This window comes from Micromonospora sp. NPDC047707 (assembly GCF_040704235.1).
In the GTDB taxonomy this organism is placed as follows: domain Bacteria; phylum Actinomycetota; class Actinomycetes; order Mycobacteriales; family Micromonosporaceae; genus Micromonospora.
Map to the genome: position 1 here is coordinate 77,896 of NZ_JBEYSU010000007.1, position 19,197 is coordinate 97,092.

Here is a 19,197-nt window from a genome sequence, read left to right on the forward strand (position 1 = left end):
GCCGGACCGGCTCACAGCCGGTACACGACCACGTCCCCGATCTCGTCACGGGTGATACCGAGGCCGTCGACGGGGGCGTCGATGCTGACCTCCCACGGCGTGCCGGCGACCTGGTCGCGGACGATCAGCACGTTGCGGACGCCGAGCGTGCGCAGGTAGTCGACGCTGGTCTGGTCGGGGAACGAGATCGTCAGTCGGCGGACTTCGTCGAGGAGGGCCGGGGTGAACCCGCTCCCCCCGTTGACGATGTCCTGGAAGTGGGTGGTGGACCAGAGCATCACCGGCTGGTCGTGGTTCTGGCTGCTCGGCAGCACCAGTAGCGGGCCGTCGACCACCCGCATCGCCGCCGGCTGCACCGGCACGACCGGGTGCGGGGTGCGGTTCAACCCTTCGACGGTCACCAGCAGCAGCGGGAGCAGCGTGGCGATCCGCAGCCACGGGCTCGGCCAGGACGGGATCCGCTCGGCCGAGATCTCGCGGACGCGGGCGGCGAAGGCGCTCACCGCGCCGGCGGCGAGCAGGCCGAGCAGCAGCGTCGCCCAGAGCATCAGCCGACCGGGCGTCCGCAGCCCGTTCCACCCGGGCAGGTGCTCGAAGAGCGGCACGTACGTGAACCGGCCGCCGAAGAACTCCGTGCCCATCGCGAGCACCATGCTGACCAGCACACCCGCGAACAGCAGGACCCGGTGCCGGACGCGCCAGACCGAGAAGAAGAGACCGCCCAGGGCCAGCGCGTAGAGCACGTAGCCCGGCAGCAGCGTCATCTCCGGGTGCCACGGCAGCGTCGCCCGTGCCCCCTCGTGCAGGCCGCCCCAGATCCGGGACTCGCCCGGCGCGGTGAGGAAGCCGGTGGCGGGCGGCGAGAAGAGGGCGACGTCGCCGATGCTCCGCTCCGCCTGCGGGTGCAGGTCGGCCACCTGGAAGTACGGGATCGCCAGCAGCACGCCGACACCGGCGAAGACCAGCCCGCCGACGACGTCGGCGGTGAGCAGCCGGTTGCCGAAGGGGCGTTTCACCGGGCGGACCACCCAGCGCCGCAGGAACCAGGTCACGGCCGAGACCAGGACGATCCCGCCGAGCACGTACGCGAACGGCAACCCGATGCCGAAGCCCAGGCTCAGCTGCCACGCGGCGACCAGCCAGCCCGCGTACACCCAGCCCACCCGGCGCTTCTCCGGGCGGTAGCCGTGGCGCAGGGACCACCCGTGCCCCCGCGCCAGCATGGCCAGCGCCAGCGGGATCCCGCCGTTGGAGACGACGTGCAGGTGCCCGGCCTGGGCCAGCAGCCACGGCGCGTACGCGTAGCTCACACCGGCCACCGCCGAACCGATCCGACCGGCCCCCAACTGCCGCGCCAGCGCGTACGCCCCGAACGTCGCGAGCGCGTGCGCCAGCACGAACATGAGGTTGTAGCGGAGAACTGCGGCCTCCGGGCCGACGCCGATCATCCCGGCCGGCGCGTACCCCAGCAGCGTGTCGGAGAAGGCGAAGCTCCACCGCTCCGGGAAGAACGCGTTGGAGTGCCACAGCCGGCCCGGATCGGTCAGCAGCGCGTGGCCGGACCACGCCATCTGCCAGGACTGGAGGCTCGGGTCCCAGGTGTCCTGCGGCAGCGTGTAGCGCGGGTACCTCAGCGTGGGCCAGGTCATGAGCACGGCCAGGACGAGCGAGCCGAGGACGGCGAGCGTCCACTCGTGCACCAACACCCGGCCGGCGGTGCGGGTCGCGCGGCGAGCGCGGGTCGGCACCGGCTCGGGCGCAGGCGCGAACGAGGTGAACGGGTCGCGCTCCTCGGTGCTGGTCGCGGCGTCCTTGCCGGCCGCGGTGGCCACGGCGCCACCCCTGGCCGGCCCGTCGCTGCCGGCCGTCCCCGCGGCGGGCTCGTCCGCCGGCCTGTCCGTGCTCGCTGTGCCGGCTGCCGGCCTGTCCGTGGGCTCGTCCGCCGGCCGGTTCGTACTCGCTGTGCCGGCTGCCGGCTTGTCCGTGGGCTCGGATGTGCCGGTCTCGCCGGCTGCCGGCTTGTCCGCCGGCCGGTCCACGCCGGCCGTGCCGGTTCCGGGATCGTCCGTCGCCTTGCCCGCGCCGGCCGTGCCGGCTCCCGGCTCGTCGGTGGTTCTGTCCGCGTCAGCGGCCCGGCTCGCCGACGTGGTGGCGCCGGCCGGGTCGGTGGCGGGCATCCGGGTGTCGCTGCCCGACCGGGGGGCTCCGGTGGCCACGTCGGGGCGCGACGGGCGCGAGCCGCCGGACGTCTCGGGGGTCATGCGGCCGGAGCCCCCGTGCCGAGCCGGTCGCGCAGCAACGCGATGTCGGCGGTCTGGCCGTCGACCCCGCCCGGCGTCTCCACGACCACCGGGGCGCCGGCCGCCCGGATCACGGCCACCACCAGTTCCGGGTCGATCGTGCCGCCGTCGAGGTTGTCGTGCCGGTCCTGACCCGAGTTGAAGGCGCCCTTGGAGTTGTTGGCGTGCACCAGGTCGATCCGCCCGGTGATGGCCTTGACCCGGTCGACCAGGCCGAGCAGCTCCTCGCCGCCGGCGTGGGCGTGGCAGGTGTCCAGGCAGAAGCCCACCTCGTGGTCACCGATCGCGTCCCAGAGCCGGGCGAGCGCGTCGAGGCGTCGGGCGCAGGCGTTCTCGCCCCCGGCCGTGTTCTCGATCAGCACCGGCACACCGAAGCCGCCCGAGTCGGCCGCGTACGCGAAGGTCTTGCGCCAGTTGTCGAAGCCGACCGTGATGTCGTCGCCCGCGTTGACGTGGCCGCCGTGCACGATGAGCCCCCGCGCGCCGATGGCCGCCGCCGACCGGGCGTGCGCGAGCAGCAGCTTGCGGCTGGGGATGCGGATGCGGTTGTTCAGCGTCGCGACGTTGACGACGTACGGCGCGTGCACGTAGAGATCGACGTGGGCGCTCCGGAGCCGTTCCGCGTCCTCCCGGGGTTTCGGCGCCTTCCACCCCTGCGGGTCGGCGAGGAAGAACTGCACGGCCTCGGCCCCTCTGGCGGTCGCCTCCGCCAGTGGATCGGTCGAATCGACGTGGGCTCCGATACGCATGCAGGGGAGCCTACGTCGAGTCGCCGACACCTGGTGTGCCGGCGGTGGCGGGCTCGGGCGTCACCGGACGGGGTGGGCCGTCGTTGAGGGGAGTGGGACGGACGGTCCGTCGCGGGTCCGGCGAAGCGCCGAGCTGTGCGGGCCGTGCGGACACCTCGATGCAGGGGCTCCCCGCCGCGCGGCCCGGCGTGGCGGGGACAGCTCCGGAACCCGAATCGCCACAGAAGAAAAATTGTCTGTGATCTGCCGATATTTCCGACAAGGCGCGCGACTCGGTATAACGTCGGGTAACAACATGATGAAGCTCCGCGGGGCGTCTCCGGTCCAACCTCATCGGTGTGGTCGTTCCTCCCCAGGTCCCACCCAAGGAATGCGGACGGGACGCCCCGCGGCCTCCGTCACGGGGGCCGACCTCGACATCGACGTCCGGGTCGGCCCCCGTCGGCGTGTGCCCGGCGTACCGTTCCACCACCCCGCGCATGATCGTCCGGACCGGGTATCCTGGTCCGGTTGTCCGCGTCCGGCCGGGTTCCCCCGGGTCCGGCACGGGCCACGACGCACGACCTCCTGCCACGGAAGGACCGTGGCCGCTTAGCCCACAGGAGGTGAGCACGTCTTGCGTCATTACGAGATCATGGTGATCCTCGACCCCAGCCTCGAGGAGCGCACCGTCGCCCCGTCGCTCGACACGTACCTGAACGTGATCCGGACCGCGGGTGGCTCGGTGGAGAAGACCGACGTGTGGGGCCGCCGGCGCCTCGCGTACGAGATCAACAAGAAGGCCGAGGGCATCTACGCCGTCATCGACCTGCAGGCGACGCCTGCGGCCGTGGCCGAACTGGATCGTCAGCTGCGACTCAACGAGTCGGTGCTGCGCACCAAGGTCATCCGGCCGGAGATGCGCTAGTCGCATCCCGCCCCGGCACCCCGGATCAGCCTCGTCGGCATTGTCGGACGGCTCTGAGAGCCTGTACGGCGAGACGATGAGTGCGCGAGGAGATGGTCATGGCAGGAGACACCACCATCACGGTCATCGGCAACCTGACCGATGACCCCGAGTTGCGATTCACCCCCTCGGGTGCGGCGGTCGCCAAGTTCCGGGTCGCCTCGACGCCCCGGTTCATGGACAAGGCGTCCGGCGAGTGGAAGGACGGCGAGCCGTTGTTCCTCTCGTGCACCGTCTGGCGGCAGGCCGCCGAGCACGTCGCGGAGTCGCTGCAGCGCGGCACCCGCGTGATCGTGTCCGGCCGACTGCGTCAGCGGTCCTACGAGACCCGTGAGGGTGAGAAGCGCACCGTCATCGAGCTGGAGGTCGACGAGATCGGCCCGTCGCTGCGCTACGCCACGGCGAAGGTGCAGAAGATGTCCCGCTCCGGTGGCGGAGGCGGCGGCTTCGGTGGCGGTGGCGGCCAGGGCGGCGGAGGCAACTTCGACGACCCCTGGGCGTCCGCGGCTCCGGCCCCCTCGCGCGGTGGTTCGGGTGGCGGCAACTTCGACGAGGAGCCCCCGTTCTGATGGCGCCGAGCGCCCGCGATCGCAAACCAGGAGCAAGAGCAATGGCCAAGGCTGCGGCACTTCGCAAGCCGAAGAAGAAGGTGAACCCGCTCGACAAGGACGGGATCACGTACATCGACTACAAGGACACCGCGCTGCTGCGCAAGTTCATCTCCGACCGCGGCAAGATCCGCGCTCGGCGGGTGACCGGCGTGACCTCGCAGCAGCAGCGGCAGATCGCTCGTGCGGTCAAGAACGCCCGTGAGATGGCGCTTCTGCCGTACACGGCGACGGCCCGCTGAGAGGAGGCACGGACATGAAGATCATCCTCACTCAGGAAGTGTCCGGCCTCGGCACCCCGGGCGACATCGTGGAGGTCAAGGACGGCTACGGCCGCAACTACCTGCTGCCGCAGGGCTTCGCGATCGCCTGGACCAAGGGCGCGGAGAAGCAGGTCACGCTCATCAAGCGGGCCCGGTCGGCCCGTGAGATCCGCGACCTCGGCCACGCCAACGAGGTCAAGGGCCAGCTGGAGGGCCTGAAGGTCACCCTGAAGGCCCGCGCCGGCGACGGCGGCCGGCTCTTCGGCTCGGTCACCCCGACCGAGGTCGTCGACGCCGTCAAGGCCGCCGGTGGCCCGACGCTCGACCGCCGCCGGCTGGAGCTGCCCGGTCACATCAAGTCGACCGGCTCCTACCCGGTGAAGATCAAGCTGCACCCCGAGGTGACCGCCACGTTCAACCTCACGGTTGCCCAGGGCTGACGCCTCACCAGCACCACGACAGGGCCCGCGCCGACCGGCGCGGGCCCTGTCCCGTCCCGGGCACCAGCGGGCGACGGAACAGGAAAGCGGGTCCGGCACGGCGTGCGCCGGACGGCGTCCGTCAGCCGATCGGCTGGCCGGTGACCGCGCTGATCATCACCGTCGACAGACCCCCGCCGACGACCGCGGCCGCCAACGCCACGGTGGCCGCACGCCAGGTCGTCCCGACCCGACGCAGCAGCAACGCCACGACGAGACTGCTGGCCAACGCCAACCCGAACCGCGGCAGGCCCTCCACGAGCGAACCGAGCGCCCGCGACCGCGGCGAGTCGCACCCCCCGCCGCTGATGTCCGTCACACACCCCGGCGGGGCCGAGCCGTCCAGCGTCAGCAGCCACACGAAGATCACCATGGCCGGCAGGAGATAGCACGCCGCCGTGTAGAGCAGCGGCCGAAGTGGTCCACCCGGATCCGGATCGAGCAGGTCGTCCTCGAGACGGCGCGCCCACGGACCGGTACCCGCCGTCTCGATCCGGCGCCGTACCGCCGCCATCGCGGACGCGGAACCGGGCGGCGGATCGACCCGCCGCCGGGGTGCGGTACGCGGCCGGGGAGCCGTGTACGCCACGACCGGCGAGCGCGGAGCCGACGGCGGGGCGTCCATCCACCGGGGGTCGTCCCCGGCCAACCGGGTGCCCGACCAGAAACCCTCCTCCCGGTCGTCCCTCGCCCACGACCAACCACCGGTGCCGCCGTCCGAGCGGGGCACCTCCGTCTGGTCCCAGCGCGGCTCGGCGTACCGGTCCCACTGGCCCGTGCTGTCCGGCTGCTGCCACTGGGCCGTGTCGTCCGGCTGCCGCCACTGGGCCGTGTCGTCCGGCTGCCGCCACCGGCCCGGGGTGTCGGCGCGGCCCCAGCGGTCGACCTCGCCAGCCGGCTGCCACGCGTGCACACCGGACGCGTCCCACGGGTCGACGGCGGGCCGGTACGACGACTCCGGCTCCGCCGCGCGACGCGCCTCCCGATCCCAGGGATCCACCGGCGGCGTGGTGGCCGACCGGCGGCTCCGCCCGCCGGGTCGCTCCGTCGACCAGGTCGGCCCCGGCTCAGCCGGCTCCTCCGCCTCGTCGATCCCGGACCACACCACCTGCTGTCGGCGGGACGTGGCGCGCCTCGGCCGCGCCTGCGGGCCCACGTCGGACACCGGCTCGTCGTCCGCCCGCCGGCTCCCCACGTACCCCTGCTCCTGTGGGCGGTCGAAGGTCCACTCCCGGGTGTGGTCGGAGTCCGGCCCGGCGCCGATCGCGGGCGTCTCCCGCCAGCTCGTCTCGGCGACGCGGCGCCAACCGCTCGTCGGCTCGGTGTCCCGCCAACCCCCCGACGGCCGGGGAGGGTCCACCTCGTACCCGTCATCGTCGTCGTCCGGGGCCGCGTGCCGCCCGCCACCGTCGGCCCGCCGGACGCCGGATTCCAGGGCCCAGCGCGGCAGGTACGTGTCGACCGGCTCCTGCTGGCCACGCTCGATCGCACGGCGACGGCTCGGGGTGCGGTAGTCGCCGGAGCCGGAGGCGTAGGGGGCGGCCGGCGGGTCGGCGGGATCGTCCCACCGGGCGATGGAGCGTCGCCCGCGCGGACCGTCCTCTCCGCGTCCCCAGTCCCGGTAACTCACGGCCGGAGCGTGACCCTTCTCAACCGAAAGCGCAATATCCGCTGTCCAGGTGTAGCCGATGGTGGAGATAGTACGGGACAAATGAGGCCGGAGTCTGGCCGAGATTTTGTCGTCCACAGGGTGGGGACGACGTCGCCGCAGCTCACGGCCGTATCGGGGCGAATTCCCCAACAGTTGTCCACAGCCTGTGCACACGCTGCGCACATGCTCGTCCACCGGCGTCCACAGGTTGTCCCGAGACTCGTCCACCGGTGCTGTTGAGCGGCTCACCGCGGGTTCCGTATGGTGACCACCCGGCCCACCGCACGATGACCCCCGATCGGCACGGCAGGTCGGAGTTGTTGTCACACCCCGGCGGTAGAGCTGGGACGAGGATCCGACGGCGTGAGGGGGGACCGTGTCGGTCACCGACGACATGCGGGCGGACCCGCGCTCCGGAGGGCAGCCGCCCGCGCCGGCGCAGCGCGACGGCCAGTTCGAGAAGACACCACCGCAGGACATCGCCGCGGAGCAGTGCGTGCTGGGCGGCATGCTGCTCTCCAAGGACGCCATCGCCGACGTCGTCGAGATCCTCAAGAGCAACGACTTCTACCGGCCGATCCACGCCACCATCTTCGACACCATCCTGGAGATCTACGGCCGGGGCGAGCCCGCCGACTCGATCACCGTGGCGGCGGCACTCGCCGACTCCGGCGACCTGGTCCGGATCGGCGGCGCGCCGTACCTGCACACCCTGATCGCCAGCGTGCCCACCGCGGCCAACGCCGCGTACTACGCGCGCATCGTCAGCGAGCGCGCCGTCCTCCGCCGGCTCGTCGAGGCCGGCACCCGCATCGTCCAGCTCGGCTACGGCACCGCCGCCGGTGGCAGCCGCGACGTCGACGACATCGTCGACCTCGCCCAGCAGGCCGTGTACGACGTCACCGAGCGACGGGTCAGCGAGGACTTCGCCGTCCTCGCCGACATGCTCCAGCCCACCCTCGACGAGATCGAGGCGGTCGGCGCCCAGGGCGGCGTCATGACCGGCGTGCCCACCGGCTTCACCGACCTGGACCGCCTGCTCAACGGCCTGCACGCCGGGCAATTGATCATCGTGGCCGGCCGGCCGGGTCTCGGAAAGGCGCTCGCCCTCGACACCCCCCTGCCGACACCGGACGGCTGGACCACCATGGGCGAGGTCAAGGTCGGCGACCACCTGCTGGACGCCGAGGGGCGACCGACGAGGGTGACGGCCGCGTTCGAGGTTCGGCATGACCGCCTGTGCTACGAGGTGGAGTTCTCCGACGGCAGCGTCATCGTCGCCGACGCCGAGCACCTCTGGAAGACGACCACCCGGGATGGTCGACGCTCTGCCACCGCTCCCCGCCAGTCCCACTGGTCGGCGCGCGCCATCGACGGCCTGCGCGAGGCGCATCACGCCTCCACCGATGGCCAGACTCGCACGGTCGCCGAGCTCGTCGACCCGGTCGGTGCGGAGTTCGTGCACACCGCACAGCGCGTGGCGAGGAACCTTCGGCACAGCACGCGGCGCGGCGGAGGTGGTGCCGGGCGAGGACGGTCCGCTCGCGCCTACCCAGCCCGGGAGTTGTACGGCGCGCTGCTGCATCGCGTCGATCGTTGGCGGGAGGCGATGACCGCCGTCGAGCGGACCGACGTGGTGACCACCGCGCAGATCCGCGACACCTTGCGCACCCCGACCGCCGACCGGCGGCTGAACCACGCCGTGAAGAATGCGAAGCCCCTCCAGCTTCCCGGCCGCGACCTGCCCGTCCCGCCGTACACCCTCGGCGCCTGGCTCGGCGACGGCCACAGCGCCGGAAGCCACGCGTTGGGGGCACTGAACAACAAGCACATCCCGCAGGAGTACCTGCGCGCCAGCGAGCAGCAGCGCCGCGCGCTGCTCGCAGGGCTGCTCGACACCCACGGCACGGTCACCCCGACGGGCGACGTCCAGTACACGACGACGTCTCAGGTGTTGGCCGAGGACGTCCATGAGCTGGTGGTCAGCCTCGGGTACCGGTGTTCGATCTCGCGAAAGCCCGTGCGTGGGCGTACTGCCGAGACGTCGACGGCCTACCACCTGAACTTCACCCCGCACGAGGAGGTCTTCCGGCTCACCCGGAAGCGCGACCTGCACACGAGCCGCCGCCGCGCCAGCAGTACGGCGCGCACCGACAGCCGGTTCATCGTCGATGTTCGGCCAGTGCCCAGCGTGCCGGTTCGCTGCGTGACGGTCGACAACCCGGACCACCTTTACCTGGCTGGCCGTGCCATGATCCCCACGCACAACAGCACTGCGAGCATGGACTTCGCCCGCAACGCGGCGATCCGCGCCAACCAGGCGTCGGCGATCTTCTCGCTGGAAATGAGCAAGGTCGAGATCGTCATGCGGCTGCTCTCGGCCGAGGCCCGGGTGCCGCTGCACGTGCTGCGCAGCGGCCAACTCTCCGACGACGACTGGACGAAGCTCGCCCGGTGCATGGGCGAGATCAGCGAGGCACCGCTCTTCGTCGACGACACGCCGAGCATGAACCTGATGGAGATCCGGGCCAAGGCGCGCCGGCTCAAGCAGAAGCACGACCTGAAGCTCATCGTCGTCGACTATCTCCAGCTGATGACGTCGCCGAAGCGCACCGAGAGCCGGCAGCAGGAGGTGGCCGACCTGTCGCGTGGCCTCAAGCTGCTGGCCAAGGAGGTCGAGTGCCCGGTCATCGCGGTCAGCCAGCTGAACCGTGGCCCGGAGCAACGCACCGACAAGCGCCCGCAATTGTCCGATTTGCGCGAATCGGGATCAATTGAGCAGGATGCGGACGTTGTCATCCTTCTCCACCGCGACGACTACTACGACAAGGAGTCGCCACGAGCTGGGGAGGCGGACTTCATAATCGCCAAGCATCGGAATGGTCCGACTGACACGGTGACGGTCGCGGCGCAACTCCACCTGTCGCGCTTCGTCGACATGGCGATCGTATGAGGCAGACCGGCGCGCGGTTGTCGGCGGCAGAGCGAACTGCGGCCGTCGATCGGGCGCTGGCTGGCGAAAGCCTCACCAACGTTGCGCAGTCCTAAGGCATCTCCCGGCAAGCGGTTCGGGGCCTGCTACGACGTCGTGGGATACCGGCACGCGTCAGCGGGAAGCTCACGGAGGCGGAGCGGGCTGAGGTCGTCCAGCGCTACCAGGAGGGAGCGACACCGGGTCAACTTGCCCGGGCGTACGGCATCAGCGAGCCCTCTGTGAGGGGACTTGTCCCCCGGCGGGGTGTCGCCCTTCGGCGTATCGTCCACACCCTGCGCCACGATGCCTTCGATGAGTTGACGTCCGACGCCTGCTACTGGATCGGCTTCCTGTTCGCCGATGGGTCGATCAGCTACCGTCCGAACCACATCCCCCAGATCGCAGTGGGTCTCGCGGAGCGGGACCGATCCCACCTTGCCGAACTCCGCGCCTTTCTCGGTTCGACGAGCGCCATCTCGGCGCCAAACCCGACCCATCACTCGTGCCAGTTCTCGTTCCGCTCGGAACGGTTGGCGGATCGGCTCGTCACTCTGGGCCGGTATCGAGGGCCTAGCGGGAAGGGCCCCTGGGCCCCTCCCGCGTCGGCGTCCGGTCGGCTCAGCCGAACATCTCGTCGAGGAAGCTCTTGTGCTTCTTCCGCCGGTAGTGGCCGTGGTAGCCGTGGTGCTGCTGCCCGTGCCCGTACGCGGGGGCCGGCGGGTAGCCGTGGGCGGGCGGTGGCGGTGGCGGCACCGCGCCGTAGCCGGGCTGGTGGGGAGCCGGGGCGGGCGGCGGCGGGGGCGGCGGCGGGTAGCCGCCCTGCTGGTGGGCGGGCTGGGCCGGGGCGGGCGCGGCGTGCTGGCGGTTCCAGTTCGCCTCCGCCTCGAACAGCTTCTCCAGCTCACCGCGGTCGAGGAAGATTCCCCGGCACTCGCCGCACTGGTCGATGACGACGCCGCTGCGCTCGTACTGGCGCATTTCTCCGTGACACTTGGGACAGGTGAGGCTCATCACCCGACCGTACCTGGTCGGCTCACGCGGTCGCCTTCAGCGCGTCGATGACCTCGTCGTCGGGGACCTCGTGGAAGTCGTCGTAGTAGGCGCTGACCGCCATGAACTCCGGGGGATGCTGCGGGCAGACGACCTGGTCGGCCTCGGCGGAGAGCATCTCGTACGCCTCCTGCGAGCCGACCGGAACGGCCACGATGACCCGGCGGGCGCCGAGGTGACGGGCGACCTGGACGGCGGCGCGGGCGGTGGCCCCGGTGGCGAGGCCGTCGTCGACGATCACGGCGGTGCGGTCGGTGAGGTCCAGCGGTGGACGGCCGGAGCGGTAGAGGCGTTCGCGCCGCTCCAGCTCGGCCTGCTCGCGCTGGCGGACCTCGGCGATGTCCTCGGGGCCGAGCCGGCTCGCGACCACGTCGTTGAGCACCTGCACACCGCCGGGTCCGAGGGCGCCGAAGGCGACCTCCCGGGCCCAGGGCATGCCGAGCTTGCGGACGACGAGGACATCGAGGGGGGCGCCGAGCCGCTGGGCGATCACCTCGGCCACGGGTACGCCGCCGCGTACCAGGCCGAGAACGATGACGCCCGGGTCGCCGACGAGGGCGGTGAGCCGGTCGGCGAGCATCCGACCCGCCTCGGCCCGGTCTCGGTAGGTGGTCATTCCTCAGGTGTACGCCGTGTCGGCGCCCTCCGCCCGGTGGTTGGCCGATCCCACCGAACCCACCGGGCGGGCCAGCGCGGGCGCCCAGACCAGGAAGGCCAGCGGGTAGAGCAGGTACCCGAACCGGGTGGAGGGCATGAGCAGGATCGCGGCGAGCAGCCCGTACCCGCAGACGAGCGCCGCGTCGGCGGCGGTGCGGGGCGGGCGGCGGGCGAGCCGGACGGCGATCGCCAGCCCGGCGGCGAGCAGGAGCACGACGGCGAACGCGCGGCCGGCCGGCAGTGCGGTGGCGACGAGGTGGCCGGGGAAGGGTGACTGGGCGGGGCTGGTGACCAGACCGTGGCCGAGTGGGAAGCGGAGCACGTTCTCCACCAGCGCGTCGCGGTCGACGAGCAGCACGGGCAGGAGCGCGGCGACCGGCAGGCCGACGGCGCCGGCGGCCACCCGCCCCCCGGCGCGCCGGGTCGTTCCCCAGATGATCAGGACCAGGGCGACGGGCCACGCGAAGAGTTTGAGCGCGCCGGCCAGGCCGACGGCCACGCCGGCTCGGCCCGGCCGGCCGGCGGCGGCGAACGCGAGCGCGAGCAGGCAGAGCGCGAGGACGGGAAGGTCGTCACCGCCGGTGGCGAGGGTGAGCGCGCAGACGGGCAGCACGGTGGCGGCCTGGACGGCACGCAGTACCGCCGCGTCCCGTCCGCCCGGCGCACCGGGGACGCCGCTCCGCCGGAGGGTACGCACGGCGAGCGCGAGCGCCGCGGCGGTGGCGAGCGCGAACCACACCCGGGCGTCGGTCCAGGCGGCGTCGACGGCGGCCCGTGGCAGGCCGAAGAGGGCCATGCCCGGCTGGTACGGGGTGTAGCCGAGCAGCTGTTCACCGGGGGGTAGTGCGGCGATCGCGTCGTGCCCGAGGTAGGGGGTGCCGGTGTCGACCAGGCGGTGCCCGGATTCCTCGACGACGATCACCTCCTCCTGTGCCCGGTCGGTACGTCCACCGGCCCGTTCGGTGCTCTGCAGGATCACCGGGAGCAGGGCGGTGGTGGCCCAGGCGAACGCGGTGACCGCCCAGCGGGCGGAGAGGCCGGTCAGCGGCGAGGCGGGGTGGCGGCGGCGGATCAGGAGCTGAGCGGTGACGGCGAGGCCGGCGAGCAGGTACCCGGCGGCGGCGACCGCGCCCCAGGCCCGGTGCGGGAGCAGCGTGGAGGTCAGTGCGGTGACCGCGGCGAACGCCGCCGAAGCGGCGTACAGGGTCAGGTCGAGGGCGAGGCCGCCGCTGGCGGTGTCGAGGACGCGCCAGCCGCGGCGGCGGACGGTCGGGGCGGCGACGGTCACGCGGGCCAGTCTGGCAGACCCGGCGGCCGGTGGGTCAGGCCGGCTGGTTGCGGCCGCGGGCCGTGGATCGGCGGCTGGCGGGCAGGCGTACGACCGCACCGGCGTCGTGGAGCGGCGGCGCCAGCAGGCCGGGGCGGCCGCCGGAGCCGCGCCGCAGGGCGGCCAGCAGCGTGCCGGCGGGCATCGGCCGGGCGAAGAGGTGGCCCTGGCCACCCGTGCAGCCCAGCTCCCACAGGGCGCGGCGCTGCGGTTCGTTCTCCACGCCCTCGGCGATCACGGTGAGGTCGAGGCTGCGCCCCAGATCCAGAGTGGAGCGGATGACGGCGGCGGCTTCGACGGAGCTCTCCATCTCGGTGACGAAGCTGCGGTCGATCTTCAGCTCGTGTACCGGGATGCGGGAGAGCAGCGAGAGGGACGAGTACCCGGTGCCGAAGTCGTCGAGGGCCAGCCGGACGCCTTCGTCGCGGAGCCGGCTGAGCACCCGGTCGACGACGTCGAGCTGGCTGAGGGTGAGCGTCTCGGTGAGTTCCAGAACCAGGCGGTCGGGGGGCAGGTCGTGGGCGCGTAGGCGGGCCAGCACCGAGCCGGGGAAGCGGGCGTCGAGGAGGCTGCGGGGTGACACGTTGACCGCGACCGGCACGTCGAACCCGGCGTCCCGCCAGGTGCTTGCGGCGACGAGCGCCTGGTCGAGGATCGCCTCGGCGAACGCGGGCAGCAGGCCGGAGCGCTCCACGGCCTCGAGGAAACGCAGCGGGTCGATCATGCCGTGGGTCGGGTGGTGCCACCGGGCCAGCGCCTCCGCGCCGGTCACCGCGCCGGTGCCGAGGTCGACGATCGGCTGGAAGTTGACGGTGAACTCCTGGTCCGCCACGGCGCGCGGCAGGTCCCCGCCGAGGGTGAGCCGGGCGACGTCGGCGGTGTCCCGGTTCGGGGCGTACGTGGAGATGCGCTGGCCGGCCCGTTTCGCCTGGTACATCGCGACGTCCGCGCGGCGCAGCAGCTCGGCCATGCCGCCGGTGGCGGGAGCGGCGGCGATGCCGCCGCTCGCCTCGACGCTGATCCGCATGCCGTCGAGGTCGAACGGCTCGTGCAACGTGGTGAGCAGGGCCTCGGCGCGGTGCGCGGCCACCGCCGGGGCCGGCAGCCCGCGCAGGAGTACGGCGAACTCGTCGCCGCCCAGCCTCGCCACCAGGTCGGTGGGCTGGGCGGCACCGCTCAGGCGTTCGGCGACCTGCACGAGCACCTGGTCCCCGGCGGCGTGCCCGAGGGTGTCGTTGACCTCCTTGAAGTGGTTCAGGTCGATCAGGACGAGGGCGGTCACCCCTTCGGCGTGCCGGCTGCTGAGGTGCTCGGTGCCCTGGTCGAGCAGGTGCCGGCGGTTCGCCAGCCCGGTCAGCGCGTCGTGCGTGGCCGCGTACGCGTGCTCGTCGGCGACCCGGGCCAGCTCGGCGTACGCCTGCGCGTTGCGCACCGCCGTGCACAGCGCGGACGCGAAGGTGCGCAGCGTGTACTGCTCGCGTTCGGAGAGCTGCACCGGCCCGCGGAACCGGAGCCGCAGCAGCCCGACGCCGGTGGCCCGGTCGTGGCCCTCCAGCGGGGTGGTCAGCACCGTGCCGTCGACCGTCGTCGGCTCGGCGGCCGGCCCGTCGTAGGTGATCGTGCCGGCCGCGCCGCGTACCGTGCGGTCGCCCTCGCGCAGCTCGATCTCGACCTCGTCGGCGCTGAACAGCTCGGTGGCCTGGGTGACGGCGGTGGTGAGGACCTGGTCGAGGTTGACGACGTTGAGCGCGTCGGTGGTGCGGGCGAGCCGCTGCCACGCCTGCTGCTCGGTGCGGGTGTTGATCCGGGTGGAGTAGGCGAGGTGCAGGCTGAGCACGAGGGGCGGCACGGCGAGCAGAAGGCGGCTGTCCACCTGGAGGATGACGAGCGTGCAGACCGTCACCACGAAGCGGATGAGGGAGCCGCCGAGCCGCAGATCCAGGTTGCTGCGGAAGTGATCACGGATCCGGATGCCGGAGGCGAGTGCGATCACCGGTATGACGCTGCACTCGTCGATCAGCGTGACGACGAGATAGGCGACGGCCACCGTGCCGATGAGCGACGCCGCGTCCTCCGGCGGCCAGCGCCAGTCCGTCAGGCTGAAGACCATCCCGGCGCCCGCCGCGAGGAGGACGTTCTTCGAGACGCTGAAAGTCGCCTTCATCGGTCCGAGGCGCTTCGGAATGAGGGTCAGGGACATGCCCACGGCCGTGCACAACACCACCCAGGATGGGGGCGCGACGGCCATTCCGATGATGATCGCGGATTCGTTCCACGTCATGGAGTGTGTCGTCGATCGGATCCGTACCCGGGCCTTGACTCGGCTGCCGACTATGATCATGAGGATCAGCGTGACGGCGGTCGCCGCCTCCGCTCTGTTCGCGGGTAGGTCCGATCGGGCCTCGGCGATCGACAGGACGAGAACGACGGACGCCAGCACGCCAATGAGGCCGACCAGCATCATCAGTCTGCTGACGGCCTCGAGGCGAGTTCGTTCCTGCGAAGGCATACCGCTCCCGAGGAGTGGGGAACCCTGCTCGCACCGTAACGTACGACCGGCTCTCCTCGGCAGGTCCGGACGTGCCTACTCCCACTCGTTGCTACGCATGACTTTCCTCCCCCAGCTCGGGAGCCTCATTCGCGGTTGTGGCTCCGGCGATGCGATGGCGGAATCGTAAGCACGATATGGGCGCCTCGGTGCGGATAGATGTCCTTATGCGCAACATAAGCCAATGCTGGGCTGGTTTGTGACGCTCTGTCCATGCATTCTGCGCGTACCGCACTCAGTGGCCGTGCCTGGTCGAGAGTTCAACCGGTTCCCACATCGTCCTTCCAGTGTCGCCACGCGCGAAGAGATGTCATCGCCGGTTCGGTCGTCTGGTGCACAACGCCGATTCGTGGGCGGCCGGGTGAATGCGTAGAGTCGTGGCACGGAGTCACTTGCGCGAGCAGGAGTGGAGCGGCTCTTGGAAGTGCGGGTTCTCGGCGGTCTGGTGGCACAGGTTGCAGGCCACAATGTGCACCTCGGGACGCCCAAACAGCGGGCGGTCTTCGCAATGCTCGCGCTGAACCCCGGTCACCTGGTGACCGTCGAGCAACTTGTGGACGAGTTGTGGTCGAATGCTCCGCCCGCGTCGGCCACCGCCAACGTCCGGACGTATGCGGCGCGGCTCCGCCGTGCGATCCACGCTTCCACCCGCCGGGAAATCCTCCGTCGGCTGCCCGGCGGGTACCGGCTCGAGTTGAGCCCGGACCAGGTCGACGTCCTGCGCTTCGGCGCGGAGGTGGACCGCGCACAGAAGCTGGCCGCCGACGGCGCGCATCATCCGGCCCAGGAACTGTTACGGCAGGCCAACGCCCGGTGGCTCGGGCCCATGCTGCCCGGCGTTCCCCTCGGCCCGGTCCTGGCCGCCCGCTCGGCCGCCGCCGAGGAGCGACGCCTGCTCGCTCTCGAACTGGCCGCGGAGCTGAGCCTGAACCTGGATCAGGCCGGAGACGCGATCCCGTTGCTCCGCGAACTGACCGCGGTGCAACCCTTCCGGGAGTCGGCCCAAATTCTCCGGATGCGAGCGCTGCGTCGTCACGGTGACCTCCTGGGCGCCTTGAAGGTGTACCAGGACGTTCGTCAGGCGCTCCGCGAGGAACTCGGTTTGGAGCCGGGCCCGGAGCTGCAGGCGCTCCACCGGGACACGCTCGCTGAGCTCAGCGGTGTCGATGGCCCGCGGACGCCCTCGGCGGAGGACGCGACGGTTCGGAGCGATGCCGTGCCGGGGAAGGGGGCATCCACACGTCCGCCGTCGGTCGACTGGCTACCCCGGCCCGTCACCGACTTCGTGGGGCGTCGTCACCTGGTGGAGCGGCTGCTCGCCGAGACGCACCGGACCGGGGACCGCGCGTCGCCCGTGCATCTGATCGATGGGATGGCCGGCAGCGGAAAGACGACGATCGCTGTGCAGGTGGCCCGCCTTCTCGCCGAGCGCTACCCCGATGCCGCGCTCCTCATCGACCTCGCAGGGCACGGTCGGGACGATCCGGTGGAACCCGCCGCAGCGCTGGTAACGCTGCTTCGACAACTCGGCGTGCCGAGCGGACGCATTCCCGCGGAACTCGACTACCGGATCGAACTGTGGCGCCGCGAGCTGAGCCTCCGGCGTGCCGTCGTCGTTCTGGACAACGCCGCGAGTGCCGAGCAGGTCCTGCCCCTCCTGCCAACGGCTCCGGGTGCGGTGGTCATCATCACCTCCCGCCGGCGACTCTCCGGCCTCGACCTCGGACCGCCGTACTCGCTGCCGGTTCTGGAGCCGGCAGAAGGACTGGCTCTCCTGGCCGCGGCGGTGGGAGCGGATCGAGTTGCCGCCGAGCCCGAGGCGGCCGACGCCGTGGTGCGGCACTGCGGGTATCTGCCACTGGCGATCAGGCTCGCCGGTGCACGGCTCGCGCACCGGCCGAGTTGGCGCGTCGCGGACCTCGCCGACCTGCTCGCCCGCGATCCCACGGGCATCGGTCATCCGGCCCTTCAGGACCGTACCGTTGTCGGCGCCTTCGCCACGTCCTACTCGGCGCTGCGGGCCGGGACTCAACGTCTGTTCCGGTTGCTCAGCGTCTTCCCGGGCAACCGGTTGTCGGTTCACATGGCCGCGGCGATCGCCGCCCTGCCGCTGTCCGTGACGGACGAGGCCCTCGACGAATTGATGGACTGGCATCTCATCGAGGAGGTGGAGAGCGGCCGGTATCGCATGCACGATCTGATTCGTCAGTACTCGGCCGAACTGTCGGCCAAGGACGACACGCTGGAGGAACGACAATCCGCTCTGGCCGAGCTTCTCGATTTCATCCTCAATGCGACGGTACGTGCGGCGCAGTTGGTCGAACCCGATGTCGTCAACGAGAAGCTGCTGGTCGGTCCCGTTCGCCGACCAGACCTACTCGACGCGCTCGATGCACCCACGGTTGACTGGCTCGAACAGGAACGAAACGAACTCGTCGCCTTGGTGAAGTGTGCGCGTCAGGCCGCACAACATGGCTACGCGTGGCGCCTGGCCAGGGCTCTCTGGCGGTTCTACTACGTCCGCGCCTACTTCGATGACATCGTCACCACTCACCGGGACGGCCTGGTCGCGGCGGAGTCGGCGGCCGATCCTCAAGGCGTCGGCGTCATGCACAACTACCTCGCGTCGGCCTACGTCCGCACCGGCAACTACCACGCCGCTCTGCAGCACATGGCTGCCGCGGCGGCGATCGCCGAGCGGGCCGGCGACCGCAAGAGCCTCTACCGGTACCGGGGGAACATCGCGGTCGTGCACTGGTTCCGGGGTGAATTGGAAGAAGCGGTCCGCGTGGGCATGGAGAACCTGAAGGATCCACAGTCGTACCGCCCTCAGGGGGTGCCGCTCGACATCATCAACCTCGCGCTGGCACTGGTCTCCCTCGGACGGTACGAGGAAGCGCTGCACTTCCACCGACTGCATCTGTTCCTCGGGCGGGCCAGTCAAAACTCCTTCCACGTCCTGAACGCGCTTGCGCACATCGGTCAGGCGAAGGCTCGGATGGGTCGGCACGCAAGCGCTGTCCGGCTGTTGAAGGCGTCCCTGGCGCTCCGCGACCGTACCGGTCACCGCTACGGCGAACCGGAGACACGCAACGATCTCGGGGTGGCCCTGCGGGGCCTCGGATTGCTGGACCAGGCTGTCGAGCAGCATGAGATGGCGAATCGACTCGCGACCGATGTCGGAGAGCGCCACATTCAGGCGGCTGCGCTGAACGACCTTGGTCTCACCCTCATGCGCGCCGGAATGCCCCGACGCTCGCTGGACGCGCACCGGCGCGCGCTCGATGTCGCCACCCGCATCTCCCATCCGTACGAACAGGGGCGGGCACTCGCAGGCCTGGCCGGGTGCGCGGTGGAGTCGGACGTGGCCCAGGCGCGGCGGTACTGGGAGCGGGCGTTGGCGGTCTTCCGGCGGATGGGCGTGCCGGAGCGGTTCGAGGTCGAACGCCGTCTGGCCGAGCTCACCGAGCCGGCGCAACCCCGCTGACCTGCTGATATCGGCTTATCGATTTCCTATCGCCGCGTTCGCTAGCCTCTGTCGGGTCGGCGAACGGGGGAGGTTCTGACTGTTGGCAGAACCTGGATCGCCGGAGCGCCCGCCGTCGGGGTCATCCCCCAGCGACCTCGACGGCGGGTCGACCCGAC

13 protein-coding genes and 1 pseudogene are annotated in these 19,197 nt (G+C 71.4%); 7 read left to right on the plus strand and 7 right to left on the minus strand.

Features of this window, described 5'->3' with window-relative positions:
* Positions 1 to 11: 11 nt before the first annotated feature.
* Together AB0873_RS10315 and AB0873_RS10320 are read right to left on the minus strand one after the other, a co-directional pair.
* Positions 12 to 2,261: a hypothetical protein gene (locus AB0873_RS10315; RefSeq protein WP_366599369.1), complete on the minus strand. Its 2,250-nt coding sequence runs from the start codon at positions 2,259 to 2,261 to the stop codon at positions 12 to 14.
* Positions 2,258 to 3,049, minus strand: coding sequence for a deoxyribonuclease IV (locus AB0873_RS10320; protein ID WP_366599370.1), 792 nt, complete (start codon positions 3,047 to 3,049; stop codon positions 2,258 to 2,260). Before AB0873_RS10320 ends, AB0873_RS10315 begins: the two co-directional genes overlap by 4 nt.
* Before the next feature lie 616 nt (positions 3,050 to 3,665).
* Between AB0873_RS10320 and rpsF the strand changes: the two genes are divergently transcribed.
* From rpsF to rplI, 4 genes are all read left to right on the plus strand, one after another.
* Entirely contained in the window at positions 3,666 to 3,956 is a 291-nt protein-coding gene (rpsF, locus tag AB0873_RS10325; protein WP_076468436.1) for a 30S ribosomal protein S6, read from the plus strand.
* A gap of 80 nt (positions 3,957 to 4,036) precedes the next feature.
* Positions 4,037 to 4,564: a single-stranded DNA-binding protein gene (locus AB0873_RS10330; protein WP_196255805.1), complete on the plus strand. Its 528-nt coding sequence runs from the start codon at positions 4,037 to 4,039 to the stop codon at positions 4,562 to 4,564.
* Positions 4,565 to 4,605: 41 nt separating this feature from the next.
* Positions 4,606 to 4,845: a 30S ribosomal protein S18 gene (gene rpsR / locus AB0873_RS10335; protein WP_007073789.1), complete on the plus strand. Its 240-nt coding sequence runs from the start codon at positions 4,606 to 4,608 to the stop codon at positions 4,843 to 4,845.
* Between the two features lie 14 nt (positions 4,846 to 4,859).
* A complete protein-coding gene (gene rplI, locus AB0873_RS10340) occupies positions 4,860 to 5,306 on the plus strand; it encodes a 50S ribosomal protein L9 (protein WP_155329633.1) in 447 nt (148 codons plus the stop codon).
* A 121-nt stretch (positions 5,307 to 5,427) separates the two neighbouring features.
* Here the strand turns inward: rplI and AB0873_RS10345 are convergent, their stop codons facing one another.
* On the minus strand, positions 5,428 to 6,975 hold the full coding sequence (locus AB0873_RS10345; RefSeq protein ID WP_366599371.1) for a hypothetical protein: 1,548 nt from the start codon (positions 6,973 to 6,975) through the stop codon (positions 5,428 to 5,430).
* Positions 6,976 to 7,372: 397 nt separating this feature from the next.
* On the opposite strand from AB0873_RS10345, the gene dnaB reads away from it, so the two are divergent.
* Both dnaB and AB0873_RS10355 read left to right on the plus strand, forming a co-directional pair.
* Entirely contained in the window at positions 7,373 to 9,949 is a 2,577-nt protein-coding gene (gene dnaB, locus AB0873_RS10350; RefSeq protein WP_366599372.1) for a replicative DNA helicase, read from the plus strand.
* A gap of 140 nt (positions 9,950 to 10,089) precedes the next feature.
* A pseudogene (locus tag AB0873_RS10355) lies at positions 10,090 to 10,218 on the plus strand (helix-turn-helix domain-containing protein); the annotation flags it as partial.
* A 370-nt stretch (positions 10,219 to 10,588) separates the two neighbouring features.
* On the opposite strand, the gene AB0873_RS10360 reads toward AB0873_RS10355, so the two are convergent.
* Genes AB0873_RS10360 through AB0873_RS10375 form a run of 4 tightly spaced genes read right to left on the minus strand, consistent with a single transcriptional unit; the run spans position 10,589 to position 15,513 of the window.
* The gene (locus AB0873_RS10360; protein WP_366599373.1) at positions 10,589 to 10,984 is read right to left on the minus strand and encodes a zf-TFIIB domain-containing protein; all 396 of its coding nucleotides are present in this window, start codon (positions 10,982 to 10,984) and stop codon (positions 10,589 to 10,591) included.
* A 19-nt stretch (positions 10,985 to 11,003) separates the two neighbouring features.
* Positions 11,004 to 11,636 carry a phosphoribosyltransferase gene (locus tag AB0873_RS10365; protein WP_155329637.1) on the minus strand — a complete coding sequence of 211 codons (633 nt, stop codon included), beginning with the start codon at positions 11,634 to 11,636 and terminating at the stop codon, positions 11,004 to 11,006.
* Positions 11,637 to 11,639: 3 nt separating this feature from the next.
* A complete protein-coding gene (locus tag AB0873_RS10370; RefSeq protein WP_366599374.1) occupies positions 11,640 to 12,965 on the minus strand; it encodes a glycosyltransferase family 87 protein in 1,326 nt (441 codons plus the stop codon).
* A 34-nt stretch (positions 12,966 to 12,999) separates the two neighbouring features.
* Positions 13,000 to 15,513, minus strand: coding sequence for a bifunctional diguanylate cyclase/phosphodiesterase (locus AB0873_RS10375; RefSeq protein WP_366599375.1), 2,514 nt, complete (start codon positions 15,511 to 15,513; stop codon positions 13,000 to 13,002).
* 445 nt (positions 15,514 to 15,958) lie between these two features.
* On the opposite strand from AB0873_RS10375, the gene AB0873_RS10380 reads away from it, so the two are divergent.
* On the plus strand, positions 15,959 to 19,039 hold the full coding sequence (locus tag AB0873_RS10380) for a BTAD domain-containing putative transcriptional regulator (RefSeq protein ID WP_366599376.1): 3,081 nt from the start codon (positions 15,959 to 15,961) through the stop codon (positions 19,037 to 19,039).
* The last annotated feature ends 158 nt before the right edge of the window (positions 19,040 to 19,197 follow it).